The sequence below is a fragment of the Marinibium conchae genome, assembly GCF_015595035.1.
Lineage (GTDB): Bacteria > Pseudomonadota > Gammaproteobacteria > Enterobacterales > Alteromonadaceae > Glaciecola.
Genome location: NZ_JADNRN010000003.1, coordinates 402,385 through 419,712, shown reverse-complemented (window position 1 = coordinate 419,712; position 17,328 = coordinate 402,385). Strand labels below are relative to the sequence as shown.

Below are 17,328 nucleotides of genomic sequence, written 5' to 3'. Positions count from 1 at the left end.
CAAGAAAAAGCCCGAGGAGGTTAATTAATCTACGATATATGTTTGTTAAGTGCAAAGTTTTTAAGTCCTTACTCTAGGCAGTAGAGAGCTCTACTCTATTTCGACCATTTAGCTTGCCTTGATAAAGCGCCTCGTCCGCTCGTTTTATGCAGTTGTCGGTGCTCTCGCCTTGTTTTATTTCTGCTGCGCCAATAGTGATCGACACTGGGAAGTTGATTTCTTGTGTAAGACAAAAGTGGATTTCTTTGCGTAGCTCTTCACCAATTTTTCTCGCTTCTTCAAGTGTACTAGATGCGCATAAAACCAAAAACTCTTCGCCTCCCCAGCGCCCAACCACAGCGGGTGACTTAACTATCGATTTCATCAGAAGGCCGCCCGATTCGAGTACAATATCACCCACGTCATGACCCTGTGTATCGTTTAGCTTTTTAAAGTGATCAAAATCGATGATCAGAATAGAGAAGGGTAAATTCATATCCTCAAAGTTTTTTCGGGCGCGTTCAAAATGTGGCGCTAGCCCTCTTCGATTTAATAAACATGTGAGTGGATCTTCGTTCACTTGCTGCTTCAACTTTAAATTTGCATCTTCTAAGTCTTGCGTACGCTGGGCTACTTGCTGTTCGAGATTTTCGCTTAGTTCTTCTAGTGTTTTGTTTTTACTGGACAGGCTTACATTCAGTATCTTGTTTTGAACACCCGCATTTATGAAGTAAGTGTAAGTTAAGTAGTTCTGACACATCACAAAGGCTACCAAACCAAAATTTACTAAGACAATGGAGTCGATAATCCGAAGGTTGGTGAGAATATCATTGGCAATAAATGCAAATAGAATTAATGTGCCCAAAAGCAACACATTTGCGTTTTCACGTTTGCGAATAGTCGCAAGCACAACGCTATAAACAATATATACAATGACGAAAAGGCAAAATACTTGATACGCGGTCGCTAGCTGACTGAATATCTTTGGCGGAGTGAGAAGTGCGACCGCACTACAAATAAGTGCCGTCACACAAATTCCGTAAACAATAAAACGGTTCATTTCCTCTCTTAAGCGCACATAAAAGTAAAGAGTAATCGGCATAACTGTAAGAAAGAAAGTAATAAAATTAATCCTAATGCCGGTATTGAAACTGAAGTCGTAAATATTGGTTAATTCCAAAACGAAACTGAACTCTAGCTCTCTTAATGCAAGCAATGCGGCAATAAAGGCAATCAGAATAGGTTGAGAGCTTTCAGGTCGAAGAGAAAACTGAATAAGATTAAATACACAGATGGTAAAGAATATGGCAACGATAAACGTGGTTTGCAGTACTTTTCGATATTGTTCCTCATGCAGACTAACTTCAGTCCCTAGACGCAAATTACTCCATATTCCTGCCCACTCATAATTATGATTAGCGACCTGCACAGTAATTGTGAAGTGTTCACCTACATAATTCAGTGGATAAATACCAATCGTCATTGAGGGTGCTGATAGGCTAGCTTGGTCTGTTATTAGGCCATCTTCACTGATCAGTTCATCATTTACAAAGAGCTTATGAGCCGTACCAATTGGAGGAATAAAAAGATATAAGTTTTCGTACTTTTCTTTTAGTTTTACATCTAGCCGGTAGGTAGCAACGCCAAAGTTGGAGAGAGTCTTGCCGTTTATTTGATTATCTTGCCATGAACTCGGCACTGAAATTGAGTCAAGCGTGGTGTCTTCGACCTTTGCTTTGCGAATAAGTTTATCAAACTCAGAAGGTTGCAATATTTGCTGTGTGAAATGCCATTTGCCTGCCAAGGGCAATGTTAAGGCATCCTTGAAATCAATTGCTTGAAGGTTAATTTGACCCGAAAGAGCTTTGGGCATGCGTTTGTCATCAGTGAAGTCTTCGACAACAGTAATAACCAAAAATAAGATCGCAGCCATTATGCCGACTAGAAAAACACCCGACACTGAAGAAAGCTTCAACATGACCTTATGAGTATTGTCGAAATATGCTTCCGAGCTTTTGTCTTGGCTATGCAAGTGGCTATGCTTACTGTGTTTACTCAAAGGGGATCCGCGCTATTTGTGATTAGTCTTTATTACATCCTTCACTGCTTTGCATGATTTGTATCGGCATAGGCGCTGAATTATTTAATTATTGCCCGATATCTTGTGGAGTCATTTTTGGCATTGAAGTGGCATAGCTACGATGTGCATTCAGACTTCTAATCGCGCCAGCTTTTGTTATATTCTGCTGAGTGTTTTGCAAAGGTTACCATGTCGAGCCAATACATTTCGATGAGCATTTTTCCAAATTTATGCTGATTAAAACTCTGCTTTAGATCCTGTATTTTTTCGTCGGAAAAGTCTTTCTGTTTTAATCGTTCGAGTGCACCTTTGTACACCACGTTGAGTTCAGGCTCGAGCATGCTTTTGCATGACAACACAAAATAGTCCTTTGATTCTTTACCTGCAAATGGAACCACTATTTTACCCTCATTCTCTGCCTCTTCAATTTTAGAGGCTGGGAAGGAAAAGTGGTTATACACCTCGGTATTAAAAAGATAACGATGGTCATTTGCTTTGTACCCAAGATAAAGTCGTGCGCATACAAACAAGCCTCTGAAGGTTTGTTGCGTCAGAGTAGGGTCGTTGATGATTTCAATGTAGATATTCGCGACTGCGACGTCTTCTATCATGCTAGTGAGCTTTAAGCCGTGTTGTAAAGTCAGCCGGTTAGACTGGCTTCAATGCAGGTTGTGTCGTGTTTGCAATGCCTTTGAACAGCCAACAATCTGCTATGTTTTCCATGGCTAAAGAATAACCGACTTCGAAAGTAAAGACAGCGCCGGTATTAATACCGACGCATTAATTTATATATTTTAGTTTTTCTTGGTGAACACGACGCTGAAACTTAACGGAACGGCGGTTGAAATACTATTTAAGCCTGCGATGTTTTGTAAAGACGCTACCCCCTCATCTAAACCAAAGCTCGACGTGGACAATATTGTTGGCTTCGTTGTCGTCACTGAAAGTTTGTTGCCAGCCAAGCCAACCACATTTACATCGAAACTAACGGGCACGGTGTTGCCTACTATGGTCATATCACCTTTGACCGTCGCTGTTTTTCTCTCCCCTGGCGCAAGCGAGGTGAGGTCTTTGTCTACCTTTGCGACAAAGTTTGCTTGGTTATAATCGCTAACCTTAAACAACATCGACTTCATACGTTCATTTCTTATTGGAATCATTGTATTAACTGATGCCATGTCAATAGTGATTACCAACTCACCTTTATCATTCAATGAGCCGGTGAAGCTATCAAAAGTATGCTGCTCACTAAAGTTTGCATTTTTAGTCGACATAAAACTAATGCTTGAGCTTTCAGCATCAAGCGTCATATCGGCGTTTACTGCCGATGACAGTAATAACCCTAGAGCAATAAGCACTGGCTTTGTTTTTGTGGAGCAATAATTAATTAGCATGTATGAACCTTTGAGTTAATAAACAATGGCGTAAGTCGTAGTGTAAAAACAATGACTATTTATAGTTAATTATACTCTGCCAGTTAACTCGTTGATCACCTAGTACAACAAAATCCGGATTTTCAACAGAATCACGTTTGTTATAGCTCAATTCATCAAAGGTAGCCGCAAGGATTTTGCCGCCCGCTTCGTTAATGATGCATTGTGAGGCGCCGGTGTCCCATTCCCCTGTTACTCCTAAACGCATGAAAACGTCTGCTTTACCTTCGGCAATCAAACAGGCTTTCAGTGAGCAGCTTCCCGCAGGTAGCGTTTGATAGGATCGTTTATCGGACATTCTGCTGAACACACGTTCGCGCGATTGGCGTCTGCTGATAGCGATCATCACCACATCCTCGCTTGGCACCTCAAATTGTCTTACTGTTATTTTTTTGGTTTCAACACTGCAGCGTTTATAGGCACCTTGCCCCTTGCTTGCAAAGTAAAGGGTTTCACCAGGTGGCCAATAGATAACGCCAAGTACCGGCTCGTTGTTTTCAATAAGAGCGATATTCACGGCAAAGTCGCCAGAACGAGCGATAAATTCTTGGGTGCCGTCGATAGGATCGATCAACCAGTATTTCGACCACTTGCTTCTTTGCGCAAGCGGCAGTTGCGGGAGCTCTTCTGACATTACAGGAATATCCGGCGTGAGGCGTCCAAGTGCCTCCATAATAATATCATTAGCCTTATAATCTGCGCTTGTTACTGGTGATTCGTCATCTTTTTCGTAAGCTTCAAAGGTGCCTTTATCATAAATATCTAGTACCTCTTTGCCTGCGACACAGGCTGCGTCCTTAGCTATTTCAAGTAATTCAGAAAGACTGTGCTGCACTGTGATTCCTCTCGTGATGTTATTCGTGGCTTAGTAGATTAGATAAGTTGCATACAACATAAGATAGCGCTACTTGGCCTTTGTTCAGTTTTCTTCAATATTTTCTAAGCATTGCTAAGGTGTTTTTGCGCTAGCAACAATGCTGCAATACAACGTGCCTCAACAAAGTCGGGGCGAGCGAGTAGTTCATCCGCTTCACTCAAAGGCCACTCAATCACTTCTAAAGGCTCAGGCTCGTCGCCCTCTAAGCGGCTGGGGCTTAGCCCCTTAGCGAGTAGAATATGCATCTTGGCATCAAAAAAAGTGGGTGCCATATGTACTGTATGTAGAGCGTGTAGATCGTTTGCAATCACACCCACTTCTTCCTGCAACTCTCGATTAGCAGCTTGTTCGGGCGTTTCTCCTGGGTCAATTAGGCCCTTTGGAAAGCCAAGCTGATAAGAATGTGTACCGCAGGCGTATTCTCGAATGAGTAAGAGCGTATTTGCATCCTTCATCGGTACTATCATTACAGCACCGCGACCAGAGCCCCCCATGCGCTCAAATTGGCGAGTGGCACCATTGCTAAACTCTAAGTCGAGCTTTTCAATTTTGAAAAATGCAGACTTAGCAACGACCTCTGTATTATGGATGATGGGAAGTTGTTTGTTTGGGTCTATTTTACTCATAAGTGATTCACGGTAGACTATCGAGCCTTCTCATTTTTGTTTCGCTAACATTATCATAAGGAAAATCGCTTGGCACTCTTACCATGGCATAATATAGATACTGTTTTACTTGATATGGACGGTACGCTTCTTGATTTGCATTTTGACAATCATTTCTGGATGGAACATATCCCTCTAAAAATGTCAGAAAAGCACAATAAACCCATAGAAAAATGTCGTGAGGAAATGCGCAACGCGTATGCTCAGGTTGAAGGGCGTATTGAGTGGTATTGCCTTGACCATTGGGCCAAGGAACTCGACATAGACATTATGGCCGCGAAGCGAGAAGTTGCCCATTTGATTTCCTTACGTGACGATACTGTGCCGTTCTTAGATGCCCTGAAAGCAGCAGGAAAGAAGGTTGTGTTGGTTACCAACGCTCACCCTGATAGCTTGTCATTGAAAGTCGAAAAAACACAACTCGACGAGCATATTGATGAGCTTATTTCCACGCATATTTTTGGTGTCACAAAAGAGTCTCAATTACTATGGCAGAAGCTACAAGCTCACTTAGGTTTTGATGCAAGTAGGTGTCTCTTTGTTGATGATAGCCAAGTGATCTTAGATGCAGCGAAAGCCTACGGCATTGCCTACACCTTAGGGATTAGTAACCCAGACAGTAAAAAGCCAGAAAACATCTTGCGAGGGCATGTGAGCACTAATTCCTATCACCAGTTATTGAGTGATTCTAAACCACTGAGCATTATTGTTGCTTCGAAAAATCCAGTGAAGATAGAAGCTGCGCGCGAGAGCTTTCAAAGTGCGTTTGTAAATTCTCTTGTCACTGTCGTGTCTATAGATGCTCCTTCTTCAGTTCCCGATCAACCGATGAATGCTACTGAAACCAGAGATGGTGCGGTTAACCGAGTAAAGTATTGCCAAGAATATGCGGCAAATAATAATTTGCAAGCCGATTATGTTGTTGCTTACGAAGGTGGTGTGGAGGTACTGGATTCCGTGCCGAGTACTTATGCTGTGGTGTGTGTTGCAAACGCTGAGCGCTGTCATACCGGGCGAAGTGCAAGCCTAGCACTACCACCGCAGATTTATCAGCGTTTACAGCAGGGTCAGGAACTTGGACCAGCAATGGATGCTTTATTTAATACCGTAAATATAAAGCAAAAAGGTGGTGCCATCGGGCAGCTTAGTAAGGGGCTTCAAAGTCGAAAGAGCATTTATATAAGTGCTACTCAGCTTACGCTCAGTGCTTTCTTTTACCCAGAGCTTTATTAAGCCCAGCGCAGGCTCTTTTGTTTAGCCAGGCTTACCAAGTTAGCAGCCTCGCATAACGAATGGCTTGTGCGTTTTGTCTTCAAACTTCATTCGGCGAATAGTTAACTAACATTATCCGTGACTCGCTTATTCCGCGCTAGTGTATTACTTTTATTAATGACTTTCCTAAGCGAAAGTTTCCTTCAACGAACCACTAGGATGAACATAATGGATAAAACACAACAACTTTTTACCGAGATATCTTCTCAAGGGCAACTCACTATTTCACTTGATACCGTAGATGTTCCAAAGCCAAAACCTCATGAAGTTGTTGTGCGTATTGAAGCCGCGCCTATAAACCCATCTGATATGTGGCCAATGTTTGGGCCAGCGGATCTGCGTGAAGCTAAGTTTGATGCGTCTACAAACAAATTAACTGCGCCGGTGGCTCCTGCATTTTTGCGCCGAGTAGCATGTCGAGTTGACCAAAAACTACCTATCGGTAATGAAGGTGCAGGAATTGTGGTCGCCGCTGGTGACAGCGAGCAAGCTCAAGCACTCATAGGTAAAACAGTTGCAGTACTCACCGGTGCAGTATATACACAATATGTCTGCGTACCTATTCAAGCGTGTATATTGCACAATGAGGGGACGTCGCCGAAACAAGCAGCATCATCTTTTGTTAATCCGCTGACTGCCTTGAGTATGGTTGAAACAATGCGCAGAGAAGGGCATAGCGCTTTGGTGCACACGGCGGCAGCGTCTAGCTTAGGCATTATGCTAAATAAGATCTGCATTGCAGAGGGTGTGCAATTGGTCAATATCGTTCGTAAGCCAGAGCAAGTAGAGCTTCTAACAAATTTAGGTGCAAAATATGTGCTAAATTCCTCAGACGATGATTTTCAAAAGTCACTTTACAAGGCTATCTTAGAAACAGGTGCAACGCTGGCATTCGATGCTATTGGCGGCGGAAGTTTAGTAAGTGATATTCTCACTGCTATGGAGGCTGTGGGCAGTAAAGACGCGAAAGGCTTCAACACTTACGGTTCTGCAGAAAACAAGCAGGTCTATATTTATGGCGGCTTAGATTTTGCTCCTACCGTTCTCAATCGTGCTTATGGTATGACGTGGAATATTGGCGGATGGTTATTAATGCGTTTCTTAGGCAAGTTAGAAATAAAAGAAGTGTTGGCCTTACATAAACGTGTTGCAGACGAAATTGACACAGTCTTCAAGCTAGACTTTAGTGACGAGATCTCGTTAAAAGATGTGTTACAGCCGAGCAATATAGCCCGCTACAATGCAAAGAAAACCGGTGAAAAGTTCGTAGTGAATCCTACACGATAACTTCGTTTTTTCTAAACAATAGTGGGAGGCAGTGTGGGTTAGGCCTGCTTCCCATTATAAAAACGAGAGCTTTTAAATTGATTTCGACCACGATGTTTGGCCTCATATAAGGCTTCATCTGCGGCCTGAAATAAATTGAGAGCTTCGTCGCCTGCCTTTGGCAACGCAACCGCTACACCTATACTCACGGTGACTCGATCGTGTCGTGGTGCGCCCTGATTAGCGATATTTAGAAAGCCCATCACATTAATAACTTCCTGCGCTTTCTTTTCGGCACCGTCAATTCCACAGTCTGCAAGCAAAATGACAAACTCTTCGCCACCTATCCGTGCGAACAGATCCCCCGGGCGATGTACAACGCCTTTTAGTTCCGAGGCCACTTTAATCAGACAATCATCGCCTACGCCATGACCATAAAAATCATTAAATTGTTTAAAATGGTCGATATCGATAATTAACATCGCTAATGGCTGCGCATATCGGATGCTTCTAGCCCATTCTCTTTGGATGGTTTCATTATATTTACGTCGATTGCTCACCTCGGTAAGTGGGTCGACATAAGCTAAGGATTCTAAGAGTTGAGTCTGTTGTTTGAGCTTGATATGTGTTGATATGCGGGCTTCCATTTCAGGAATGAAAACCGGTTTGGGAATATAGTCGACGCAACCTAAGGAAAAGCCTTTAACTTTGCTATCCATGTCGTCTTGACCACTTACAAATATAACGGGAATATGCGCAGTGAGCTGGTCTTCTTTGAGCATTGAACATAGTTCGAAGCCATTAACCTCGGGCATAACAACATCAAGTATGATCAAGTCGGGCTGAGGAAATTGCCGTGCTAGTTGTAGGGCGTTTTCGGCCTTTCCGGAAAAACTGCAGTGGTATATTTTTGATAAGCCGTTCAGATAAAAGCGCACTTGATGGGAGTCGTCGTCGACAATCAATAAGCGAGCACGCTTTGCTTCATTTGAAGAAATTGGCGTGATAGTTGACTGCGCTGTTTGCGTTAGTGCCATAGTTGCTACTTTTTTCGTATAAAGTAAACACCACTATAGACCACACATCGAATAAAAAACAGTCAAGGTAGAAGCTATCATAAAAATTCTAGACTAAGGTATACACTTACACTTCTATATAACTGAACTAGACGGCAAGTTAGAGGCTAATGGTCCTGAAACCTTGAGCATCGGCTCTGCCAAAAAATGCGGCGCCTTGTTGTACTTCCTTTGGAAAGCTTGCATCTGGCTTAAATTTGCCATTTATCGAGTACTTTCCATCGACGCTAAGCACTACCTTAGCGTCCAGATTAAGTTTGTTATCTGGAAGTATCTGTAGCGCAAATTTTTCACTTTCACAGCTTAAGTTTGCTTCGTAGTTTCCGAAGTCAATCAAACCCGTTGGCGCAGTTACTGTTCCATTTAACCATCGGCCTTTTCCATCTAAAGTTACGCAGGCAGCATTAAAATCAAGCTCGTTTATATCGATACGGAAACGCCCGTCAGCTGATACTGGCACTGGTAATGGAACTTGCGCCATGACTGTTTTTGCGGGTAAAAATAGCTGTAGATTATTGGCTTGAATCGCTTGCTGATTAAACAAGGACGCTGAAATATTGCCCTTCACATAAGCTTGTTCAGTTTCACGAATATTTCCGCCTTTAATATCTAATGAAGCTTTGCCGGTAAGCAGTGCGAAAGGACTTAATGACCATGATAACTTGTTCACCAATACGCCTTGCACGACGACACGATCCACTTTACCTTCCCATAAGCTGCCTTCGACTTTACCTATTGAGATAGGGGCTGTTGGCGCTTGGTTCTGTGCATAAGTGATAACATGTGAAGCGGGCAAATAAGCGATAAGAAAAAAGACGTAGGTGAGTAGCGCGAGTACTATCCATTTCCACGGTTTCATTTGTGTCATTTAACGTTTCCCTAATTGAAGTCGACGCACTTGCACATAACCTGCTTCGTTGGTCTCGGTGATGTCGGATTGCACTACAACCACGCCACGGCGCTCTATGCTATCTAACCAGGTTATCAAGGCATTAAACGACACTTCGTCGATGGTAATTTGTAGATTTTCACCGACCGGTTGCATGCGCGCGACCTGAATTTGGCTTGAGCGAGTACTTTGATTTACCAACTGGGTAAGTGAGCCATTGAAACTTGGGCCGGTAGCAGATTGGCGCAATTTCGCTGCTCTGGCGGCTTGGTCTTCTACCCATACTTGGAAGCTGCGCTGATTATTGAGTAGCTGCTGTTGTTTCGTCAGTGCATTGTTAAGGGGCGACCACAATGCAAAATAAAATAGGGCAATAGCGGCAAACACGGCGGCCACTGACACAAGCATTTGCTCGCGTTCGTTGAGTGCGTAAAACCATGCAAAATACTTCTTCATTATCTGTCGTCTCTGAATGTGTTCATTAGCCTTTCACCACGATGGTGCCAACAACTTGGTCACCCTTATTATTAATTGCACCCTGGTCAACTTCAAAGCCCAGTGCTTGAACGTCGCGTCTAAATTTCTCTAGGGCTTCAAAGTTGTCGGCCACCGATTGCATTCTTAATTCTGTTCGGCTGGCGTCAAAGCGAATTGATTGCGGTTTTACGCCGCTGCTTGCAAAGGAAGAGCTCATTTGTGACAACATGACCAGCATAGAAATGCCGCCACCACCATTCTCTAATTTAGCCATTTCCTTTTTGATCGCGGCTCGCTTATCTCGAGCTCGTAGGCCCGGAAAGCCTTTTTGAATGCTTGCTTGTAATTGTTGCTCTACTACAACACGCTGTTGCTTTATGTTGTTTAAGTCGATGGTTTTAGACACAAGATTGACACAAATTGCTACCGCAGCTAATACCGCGGCTAAGCGCCACTTTTGCCAAGCTTCATTCGACTTTCGTTTAAGGGCGTATTCACCTTGCAGTAGATTAAAAGAACTGCGCTCAGCACCTTCAAGTAAAAGCTGCATTGGTAATTTGTCATAGTTAGTAGTGAAGCTTGGCGTAAGGGCGTCAGCGTTGTCGGTGTCATCACTATTACTTGCCTTAGCTAGTTCATCATATAGCGCGCTTAATTGCTCAGTGTGTGACAACGCTGAATAGGCACGAATTGAGGAAGGACTTTTTTCCAAATCTTTCTTCAATACGGGGAATACCCATGCCTCCTCACCTTGAATCGCAGACCATTCGCCATTTCGAGCTAACAATAGAGCTGAGCCGTTATCGCCTAAACTGAGTAAGGACATACTGTCGCTTTCAAAAGGCAAGGCTAGGGTATCGGGAATGAGTTTAGTGCAAAACAAGCCAGCGTCGGCTAAGGCACTTTGCCAAAGTAACATTTTCTCGTGCGAGACTATCGCAACCTGTTGCTGGTCACCACTGCGTTTTGCAAAAGCGAAAAAGGACTTCGAAATGTCGCTAGCAACTTCATCCTCAAGCATGTAGGGGATAGCCGCCAATACCTTACGGTTGGCTTTTGCTGGTAAAGTCACGGTTTTCAGTACCACATCGCAACCCGGTACTAAGGCGATAATATCAGCGTTGGGTGCTCGCTCTTTTAACTGGGTTAATTCGTTTGCATTAGGTAATTCGCCAGACGCAATAATTTCATTCTCTGCGCTGGACCACACTAGCCAGTGAATTGCGTCGTCGAGTGACGAGCCTAGTCTGATTGCTAGCTTTTCCATTAGTTGATGCCTCCGAATTCTCGACTAATCACGCTCACGCCTTCAGAGGATGAACCGCCATCGAGTTTAAATATACTGGTCATTTTGAACCCTGCTTCATTGTAACGGGTTTTAGTACGAAGCATGAAATAATTTGTGCTTAATATAAACCATTCTTTTTGTTCTTGAGTTAAGTTTTGCCGAGCGACTTCTGGCTCGGCAAAAAATGCAGCTAAATCACTAAAGCCATCTTCCGGTCTGGAAGCAATTATTCTGCTGGCATCTTCAACGGGTAGATTTAAAAGCGCTGCTAGTACAACCGCGTTATCTTCGGTAATTGTATTAATGTTGACTTCCATTTTGTTATATTCGACATCGGGGATCACGCATACAAAAGGCAGAACGTCACGTAAGAAACTTAATTCCACACCATTGATGAGGCGTAACTCAGACTTATTGCCCATTAAGGCATTTGCCGCGACATAAGGGAATTGTAGAGCTTCATAGTCGGCATCTTCAGCGCCTAAATCAGTGATGTTGCTGTCGGCATCAAGCCAATCAATGAGAGAGTCGCGTAGTGTTTCCGCCGTAAAGCTATCAATATTAGCGCTGCTTAAGGTGAGCAGGTTGTAGAAGGCTTCTGCGGGCGTTTTCGGTGCTGCGCTTGGATTGTTTGTGTTGGTGCTGTCGTTGGGAGTTTCATCCGGCACTGGCACCGGCCCTTCCCGTTCTGTATTTGGCACACTTGGCACTGCTGTTGGGCCCAAGGTATTCAAATTAAAGCAGGCTTGCAAATCAACTAACTCTGCTTGAATACCGCCGCCATCAATCGGGTACTCGAACACTTGTGCCCATGGTTGACTCAGGTTGATATTGCTTGGAGAAAGGGCTTTTAGCTCACCGAGAGATTTTTGCGCAAACTGCTCTGCTCCTATGGCATACCAGTAGGCTTGATTGTTGTCTTTAATGTTAATTGTTCTGGCAATATTCAATTGAAGCCTAGCGACCATCTCAGTAGCTAAAATACTGATAATTGCTACCACGAGCAAAATAACGAGCAAGGCCACGCCCCGCTGTTCATTAAAGGAAGGTCGCACGCGCAGCATCAGCGGCGTATCCTAAATTCACGGCGTATTTCACCATACACACTTGAGGTGAGTATAATCGCCACTGCGATGGGTAACTGCTCTGTCGATTCTGCTTCTTCCCAGGTGAATTTTTTAGCATCAAATTTTTCTAAAAACTCAAAGGCGACGCTGTCGATATTGTCGAGTAACACGCGTTCTTTTGGCTCAAAGCCGATGACGTTGTCAACATAAGTAGAGTGAAGGCGTTCAAGCTTACCTTCCCTAGTGCGGTAGGCAACAGACTGTAATGTGCTTCTGCGAAGGGTGAGCTGAGGGTTGTGCCAACCAGAGCGCACAAAACCAATTGCGCCACTGTCACTTTCAAAATTAAAATCACCAGCGAGTACTAAAATATCGTTTACTTCGCCTTCGGCTCTGGTTTTTCTCGGGACCATCTGCAGAAAGTCACGCTCAATAATCAACATTGCACGTTGCAGATTTTGCAATTGAACAAAGCGCTCTTGCGAGGCTTCGTCGGCATCACTTACATTGGTTAAAATCGACGTTGCACCAAGGGCGATCAATGCGAAAATCGCCATCGCGATCAGAATTTCTATCAGCGTAAAACCTTGGTAACGACACTTTGAGTGACAGACTGCTTGCATCATCACGTTCCTGTTTTTGCTATATAGGTGGTTACTGAAGTGATTGAGCCTTCATATTGATCGTCCAAGCCAACAGTGATGGTGACTGCATGCAAGTTGGCATCGTTTGTAGACTCAACTTCTTGTTGCCAGTACCAAGTACGGTCAAGCATTTCGACACTGCCGCGCTCATTGTTTTTGGGTGGCCATTGTTTTTCAGCGACCAAGCTTGCTCGAGTGAGTTGGTTATTGGCAACCCAAGTAGCAAAAGTGATTTCTTCCAGTTTTGATAATGAATTTATGTGCTCAGCTGTGGTTTTGACAATCGCTGCGCCTGCAACGGCAAAAATAAACATCGCGACCATGATCTCTAGTAGGGTAAAACCTTGTTGTTTTTTGCCATATTCACAACTGGCTTTGTTGATACTCATAGCGCCTGATCCTCAGGTGCAAGACGTTCGATCGGCGTGGTTTCTTTACCTTGTAGAACGAAAGTAATGGGGTAGTCTGAGCTGAAGTCATCCTCGTAAGTGATGCTGAGTTCAAAAGGTGTAATATCGCCACTTGATAATAAAAATAGTTGTGGTGGAGGTGGTGGTATATCTTCTTCGTTTCCAATATTAACGCCTTCGTCGCTAATACTCAGTTCTTCGTCAAATATGCCGCGGTCGAAGAGTTGTTCTTCTGTTTCCCATGGTAGGTCCTCAAGGTTTAACTCTAAGCTCATATACTCCGGCATCTCGTAGGTCGCGAATAGCTTTTGATCGGGGATGTCTACCCAATTATCTTCGTCGTCGAGAGTAACGTAAGTATAGGTACTTTCTTCTTCGTCAATTCGAATACCCAACTGAACTTGATTGAGGATGGCGTAGTCACTGGCCATATCAAACACAACTTGAAAACGTTTTGCTTGGTCTTCTACTTTGTCGTAGTTGTTGGTGCCCAGCGCTGTATAGGTAACTACGCTGATGATCAGACCCATCAGGGCAAGCACAAGCAGTACTTCTAATAGGGTAAATCCTAATTGCTTGCGCACCTTAAAGCCTTATCGTTGTGAGGAGCATAATACTGCTTATTGCAGGTACTCGTTGATGTTCCAAGTACCGATATCGTCATCGGTACCTTCTTCCATATCAGGGCCGAACGAATAAATGTCGATCGTGTCAATTTCACCTGGGCTAAGCAAACGATACGGATTTCCCCAAGGATCAGCGGGTAAGCGTTTGATGAAGCCGTCGGCGGGATAATTACGTGGAATCGGCTCAATGCTTGGTGCGCTGACCAAGGCTTCTAAACCTTGTTCGGTGGTCGGGAAGCGATTGGTGCGAAGCTTGTACATTTCAAGCGAGCCTTCCAAGCTTTGTATGTCAACCGCGGCCTTTTTAATTTGCGCTTCAACTTGGGTGCCCAATATTTGCGGTGCAACAAGCGCTGCCATTATCCCTATGATGAAAAGCACTACCATGATTTCAATTAAGCTGAAGCCGCGTTGTGACTTTTTGGATTTTCTAGCGTTAGGGCTAGTGATTGCTGATTGCATGTTATTTTGTCTCATCGGTTAACCTACTAAATTATTTAAGGCCAATATTGGAAGCAATATTGCCATGACAATAAAAAGAACCACGGCCGCCATACTAACAATGAGCACGGGTTCGAATATTTTGAGCGAGATACTAATTGTGGATTCAAACTCGCGATCTTGGTTGTCGGCGGCACGCGCCAACATTTGCTGCAACTCTCCTGAACGCTCACCCGATGCGATCATGTGCATCATCATGGGTGGGAACATTTTTGTATTCTCTAGCGCGTTTCGCAGGCTCGTACCTTCTTTTACTTTCGATGCTGCTTCTTTGACCGCTTGTTTTAGGAAAAGGTTCTCCAAAACATCACCCGCAATACGCATCGATTCCAATAAGGGTACTGCACTGGCGGTAAGAATACTTAAGGTACGCGCAAAACGTGCGGTATTCGTACCTCTGGTTAAACGCCCAACAAAGGGCATTTTGAGCAAGCGTTGATGATACTTCAAGCGTATTTTTGGTACTTTTACCAAACGAGCGAAGCCCACCATAAGCAGGGCTAGCAAGATGGCAGCAACAATACCGTAATTTTGCACCCACTCACTTACCGATATAAGAATGTTGGTCATGGTCGGCAAGTCTTGGCCCATTTGGTCAAACTGGCCAACGATTTTCGGCACAACCATTACCAACAGCATGACGACAATACCGATAGCGACCACCATCATGATCATCGGGTAGACCAAGGCCTGAATTATTTGATTGCGTGTGCGTTCTCTATTTTCGGTGTAATCGGCGAGGCGGTTGAGCACCGTGTCGAGGTGACCTGATTTCTCACCTGCTGCCACCATGGCACGATACAAGGTATCAAATACATAGGGAAATTCTGCGAGAGCTTCGGCAAAACCATGGCCTTCAACGACTTTACTTCGCACCGCCATCATCATGTTTTTATGACGCGGTTTCTCGCATTGCTCGGCAACGGCCAGTAAAGCTTCTTCGATGGGTAAAGCAGATTCAATCAAGGTGGCCATTTGACGCGTAAGTAGCGCTAAGTCGCCAGCGGAAATTTTTGCTTTGAACAAGGAAAACGAGGCTTGATTCTTTTTTTCTTGCTCCGCGACTTGTTCCACTTCTAGTGGAATAAGTGCCAACTCTCGAATTTGCTGGCGTATTTGACGCGCGTTGTCACCTTCAAGCACACCGCTTTTTGATTTTCCCTTGGCATCCATTGCCTTGTATGCAAAAGCAGCCATTTATTCTTCTCTTGTCACTCTAAGTACTTCTTCTAAGGATGTTGTACCTTGGAGTACTTTATCACAGCCATCTTGGCGAATTGACGGGGTAGTTTTACGAACATAACGCTCGATGGCCTGCTCACCTTTGCCTTCGTGCATCATGTCGCGAATATGTTCATCAACAATCAATTGTTCATGAATACCTGTTCTGCCTCTGTAGCCTGTGTGATTGCAAGCTGTGCATCCTACTGGACCATAAATAACGACTTTTTCGCTAGCATCAATACCCAGCGTGTCGCGCTCTGCAGTGGTTGGCTCATGGGGCTTCTTACAGTCTTTACATAAGGTTCGCACCAAGCGTTGCGACAGCACCGAAAGTAGACTACTCGATAGCAAGAAGGGCTCAATGCCCATGTCTTCTAGCCGTGTTATTGCACCGGCGGCTGTATTGGTGTGTAAGGTTGATAATACCAAGTGGCCAGTCAAACTTGCTTGCACGGCTATTTGTGCTGTTTCAATATCTCGTATTTCACCTACCATTACGACATCGGGGTCTTGACGTAATATGGCTCGTAGTCCACGCGCAAAGGTCATATCTACTCGAGGGTTGACCTGAGTCTGGCCAATGCCTTCTAAATCAAATTCTATAGGGTCTTCAACGGTAAGAATGTTGCGGTCTTTTGAGTTAATTTCGCTCAAACCAGCATATAGGGTGGTACTTTTACCAGAACCTGTTGGCCCTGTAACTAACATGATGCCATGGGGCTTTCTGATGAGGCTAGAAAAGTGTTTGCGATTAGCCAAGGTCATACCTAGATCTTTAAGATCAAGGCGCGCATTGTTTTTGTCTAGCAAACGCAACACAACGCGTTCGCCATGGCTTGATGGCATAGTTGACACACGTACATCAACTGCTCTACCTGCAATACGCAAACTGATTCGGCCGTCTTGCGGTACACGTTTTTCAGCGATGTCCATTTTCGACATTACTTTAATACGCGACACTAGCATTGACGACATTTTACGATTAGGTCGTAGGATTTCGCGCAGTACACCGTCAACACGAAAACGCACAACTAGCTGGTTCTCGAAGGTCTCTATGTGTATGTCAGAGGCACCTTCTTTAATCGCTTCACCAAGCATCGCGTTAATTAGTCGTATGATCGGAGCATCATCTTCGCTTTCTAATAGGTCTTCTGTATCGGGCAAGTCTTCAGCAAGTGATAGCAAATCACTTTCGTTGCCCAAATCTTCCATCAGCTGCTTCGCTGCGCTTGAATCACGTTGAAAGCTATTGGTAAGTAGCTCTTCAAATTTGCCTTCTTCTATCTCTTCTAGTACGAATGTTTGGTCTAAAAAGCGACGCACCTCGGCAAACACACTTAATTCAGTGGTTTTGGTGTGGTAAACCTTCACTGGCTCGTGCGCAGGTTCCACAAGTACTTGAAAGCGTTTGGCAAAGCTAAAAGGAAGTTGTAACGCGGCAATAGGTGCGGCTTCTTCAAAGTCTTCATCGCCGCCAGCTAACAAAGACGCATCAACTTCCTCCGCCACGGCGCTTTCGGTTTCTTGTAAGCTCATGTCCTCACTCATGCTAGC

Annotated in this window: 18 protein-coding genes and 1 pseudogene; 3 read left to right on the top strand and 16 right to left on the bottom strand. The window is 44.2% G+C overall.

Annotated features, from left to right (window positions below):
* Positions 1–73: 73 nt before the first annotated feature.
* The 5 genes from ISG33_RS13275 to nudE all read right to left on the bottom strand — a co-directional run bounded on the left by ISG33_RS13275 (position 74) and on the right by nudE (position 4,995).
* Entirely contained in the window at positions 74–2,038 is a 1,965-nt protein-coding gene (locus ISG33_RS13275; RefSeq protein WP_195734090.1) for a sensor domain-containing diguanylate cyclase, read from the bottom strand.
* Between the two features lie 158 nt (positions 2,039–2,196).
* Positions 2,197–2,670, bottom strand: coding sequence for a hypothetical protein (locus ISG33_RS13270; protein ID WP_195734089.1), 474 nt, complete (start codon positions 2,668–2,670; stop codon positions 2,197–2,199).
* Positions 2,671–2,853: 183 nt separating this feature from the next.
* The gene (locus ISG33_RS13265) at positions 2,854–3,453 is read right to left on the bottom strand and encodes a YceI family protein (RefSeq protein ID WP_195734088.1); all 600 of its coding nucleotides are present in this window, start codon (positions 3,451–3,453) and stop codon (positions 2,854–2,856) included.
* Positions 3,454–3,508: 55 nt separating this feature from the next.
* The gene (gene cysQ / locus ISG33_RS13260; protein ID WP_195734087.1) at positions 3,509–4,327 is read right to left on the bottom strand and encodes a 3'(2'),5'-bisphosphate nucleotidase CysQ; all 819 of its coding nucleotides are present in this window, start codon (positions 4,325–4,327) and stop codon (positions 3,509–3,511) included.
* A 104-nt stretch (positions 4,328–4,431) separates the two neighbouring features.
* The gene (nudE, locus tag ISG33_RS13255) at positions 4,432–4,995 is read right to left on the bottom strand and encodes an ADP compounds hydrolase NudE (protein ID WP_195734086.1); all 564 of its coding nucleotides are present in this window, start codon (positions 4,993–4,995) and stop codon (positions 4,432–4,434) included.
* A gap of 69 nt (positions 4,996–5,064) precedes the next feature.
* Between nudE and yrfG the strand changes: the two are divergent.
* The 3 genes and pseudogenes from yrfG to ISG33_RS13240 all read left to right on the top strand — a co-directional run.
* Positions 5,065–5,721: pseudogene (gene yrfG / locus ISG33_RS13250) on the top strand (GMP/IMP nucleotidase); the annotation flags it as partial.
* Positions 5,713–6,267 carry an inosine/xanthosine triphosphatase gene (gene yjjX / locus ISG33_RS13245; RefSeq protein ID WP_255528925.1) on the top strand — a complete coding sequence of 185 codons (555 nt, stop codon included), beginning with the start codon at positions 5,713–5,715 and terminating at the stop codon, positions 6,265–6,267. The pseudogene yrfG and the gene yjjX, both read left to right, overlap by 9 nt.
* A 207-nt stretch (positions 6,268–6,474) precedes the next feature.
* Complete coding sequence (locus ISG33_RS13240; protein ID WP_195734085.1) at positions 6,475–7,593, top strand: zinc-binding dehydrogenase; 1,119 nt, start codon at positions 6,475–6,477, stop codon at positions 7,591–7,593.
* A 38-nt stretch (positions 7,594–7,631) separates the two neighbouring features.
* On the opposite strand, the gene ISG33_RS13235 is transcribed toward ISG33_RS13240, so the two are convergent.
* From ISG33_RS13235 to gspE, 11 genes are all read right to left on the bottom strand, one after another.
* Complete coding sequence (locus ISG33_RS13235; RefSeq protein ID WP_195734084.1) at positions 7,632–8,609, bottom strand: GGDEF domain-containing response regulator; 978 nt, start codon at positions 8,607–8,609, stop codon at positions 7,632–7,634.
* Between the two features lie 139 nt (positions 8,610–8,748).
* Positions 8,749–9,516: a type II secretion system protein N gene (locus tag ISG33_RS13230; RefSeq protein ID WP_195734083.1), complete on the bottom strand. Its 768-nt coding sequence runs from the start codon at positions 9,514–9,516 to the stop codon at positions 8,749–8,751.
* Positions 9,517–9,993 carry a type II secretion system protein M gene (locus tag ISG33_RS13225; RefSeq protein ID WP_195734082.1) on the bottom strand — a complete coding sequence of 159 codons (477 nt, stop codon included), beginning with the start codon at positions 9,991–9,993 and terminating at the stop codon, positions 9,517–9,519. It abuts the gene before it with no gap.
* A gap of 25 nt (positions 9,994–10,018) precedes the next feature.
* Positions 10,019–11,281, bottom strand: coding sequence for a type II secretion system protein GspL (gspL, locus tag ISG33_RS13220; protein ID WP_195734081.1), 1,263 nt, complete (start codon positions 11,279–11,281; stop codon positions 10,019–10,021).
* Positions 11,281–12,366, bottom strand: coding sequence for a type II secretion system minor pseudopilin GspK (gspK, locus tag ISG33_RS13215; protein ID WP_195734080.1), 1,086 nt, complete (start codon positions 12,364–12,366; stop codon positions 11,281–11,283). Before gspK ends, gspL begins: the two co-directional genes overlap by 1 nt.
* Positions 12,366–12,995 (bottom strand): type II secretion system minor pseudopilin GspJ, encoded by a 630-nt coding sequence (gspJ, locus tag ISG33_RS13210; protein WP_229333592.1) that lies wholly within the window; start codon positions 12,993–12,995, stop codon positions 12,366–12,368. Before gspJ ends, gspK begins: the two co-directional genes overlap by 1 nt.
* Positions 12,995–13,402 carry a type II secretion system minor pseudopilin GspI gene (gene gspI, locus ISG33_RS13205; RefSeq protein ID WP_195734079.1) on the bottom strand — a complete coding sequence of 136 codons (408 nt, stop codon included), beginning with the start codon at positions 13,400–13,402 and terminating at the stop codon, positions 12,995–12,997. Before gspI ends, gspJ begins: the two co-directional genes overlap by 1 nt.
* The gene (gene gspH / locus ISG33_RS13200) at positions 13,399–14,007 is read right to left on the bottom strand and encodes a type II secretion system minor pseudopilin GspH (RefSeq protein WP_195734078.1); all 609 of its coding nucleotides are present in this window, start codon (positions 14,005–14,007) and stop codon (positions 13,399–13,401) included. Before gspH ends, gspI begins: the two co-directional genes overlap by 4 nt.
* A gap of 36 nt (positions 14,008–14,043) precedes the next feature.
* Positions 14,044–14,511 (bottom strand): type II secretion system major pseudopilin GspG, encoded by a 468-nt coding sequence (gene gspG, locus ISG33_RS13195; protein ID WP_195734414.1) that lies wholly within the window; start codon positions 14,509–14,511, stop codon positions 14,044–14,046.
* 18 nt (positions 14,512–14,529) lie between these two features.
* Positions 14,530–15,747, bottom strand: coding sequence for a type II secretion system inner membrane protein GspF (gspF, locus tag ISG33_RS13190; protein WP_195734077.1), 1,218 nt, complete (start codon positions 15,745–15,747; stop codon positions 14,530–14,532).
* Positions 15,748–17,310: a type II secretion system ATPase GspE gene (gene gspE, locus ISG33_RS13185; RefSeq protein WP_370545337.1), complete on the bottom strand. Its 1,563-nt coding sequence runs from the start codon at positions 17,308–17,310 to the stop codon at positions 15,748–15,750.
* Positions 17,311–17,328: the final 18 nt, after the last annotated feature.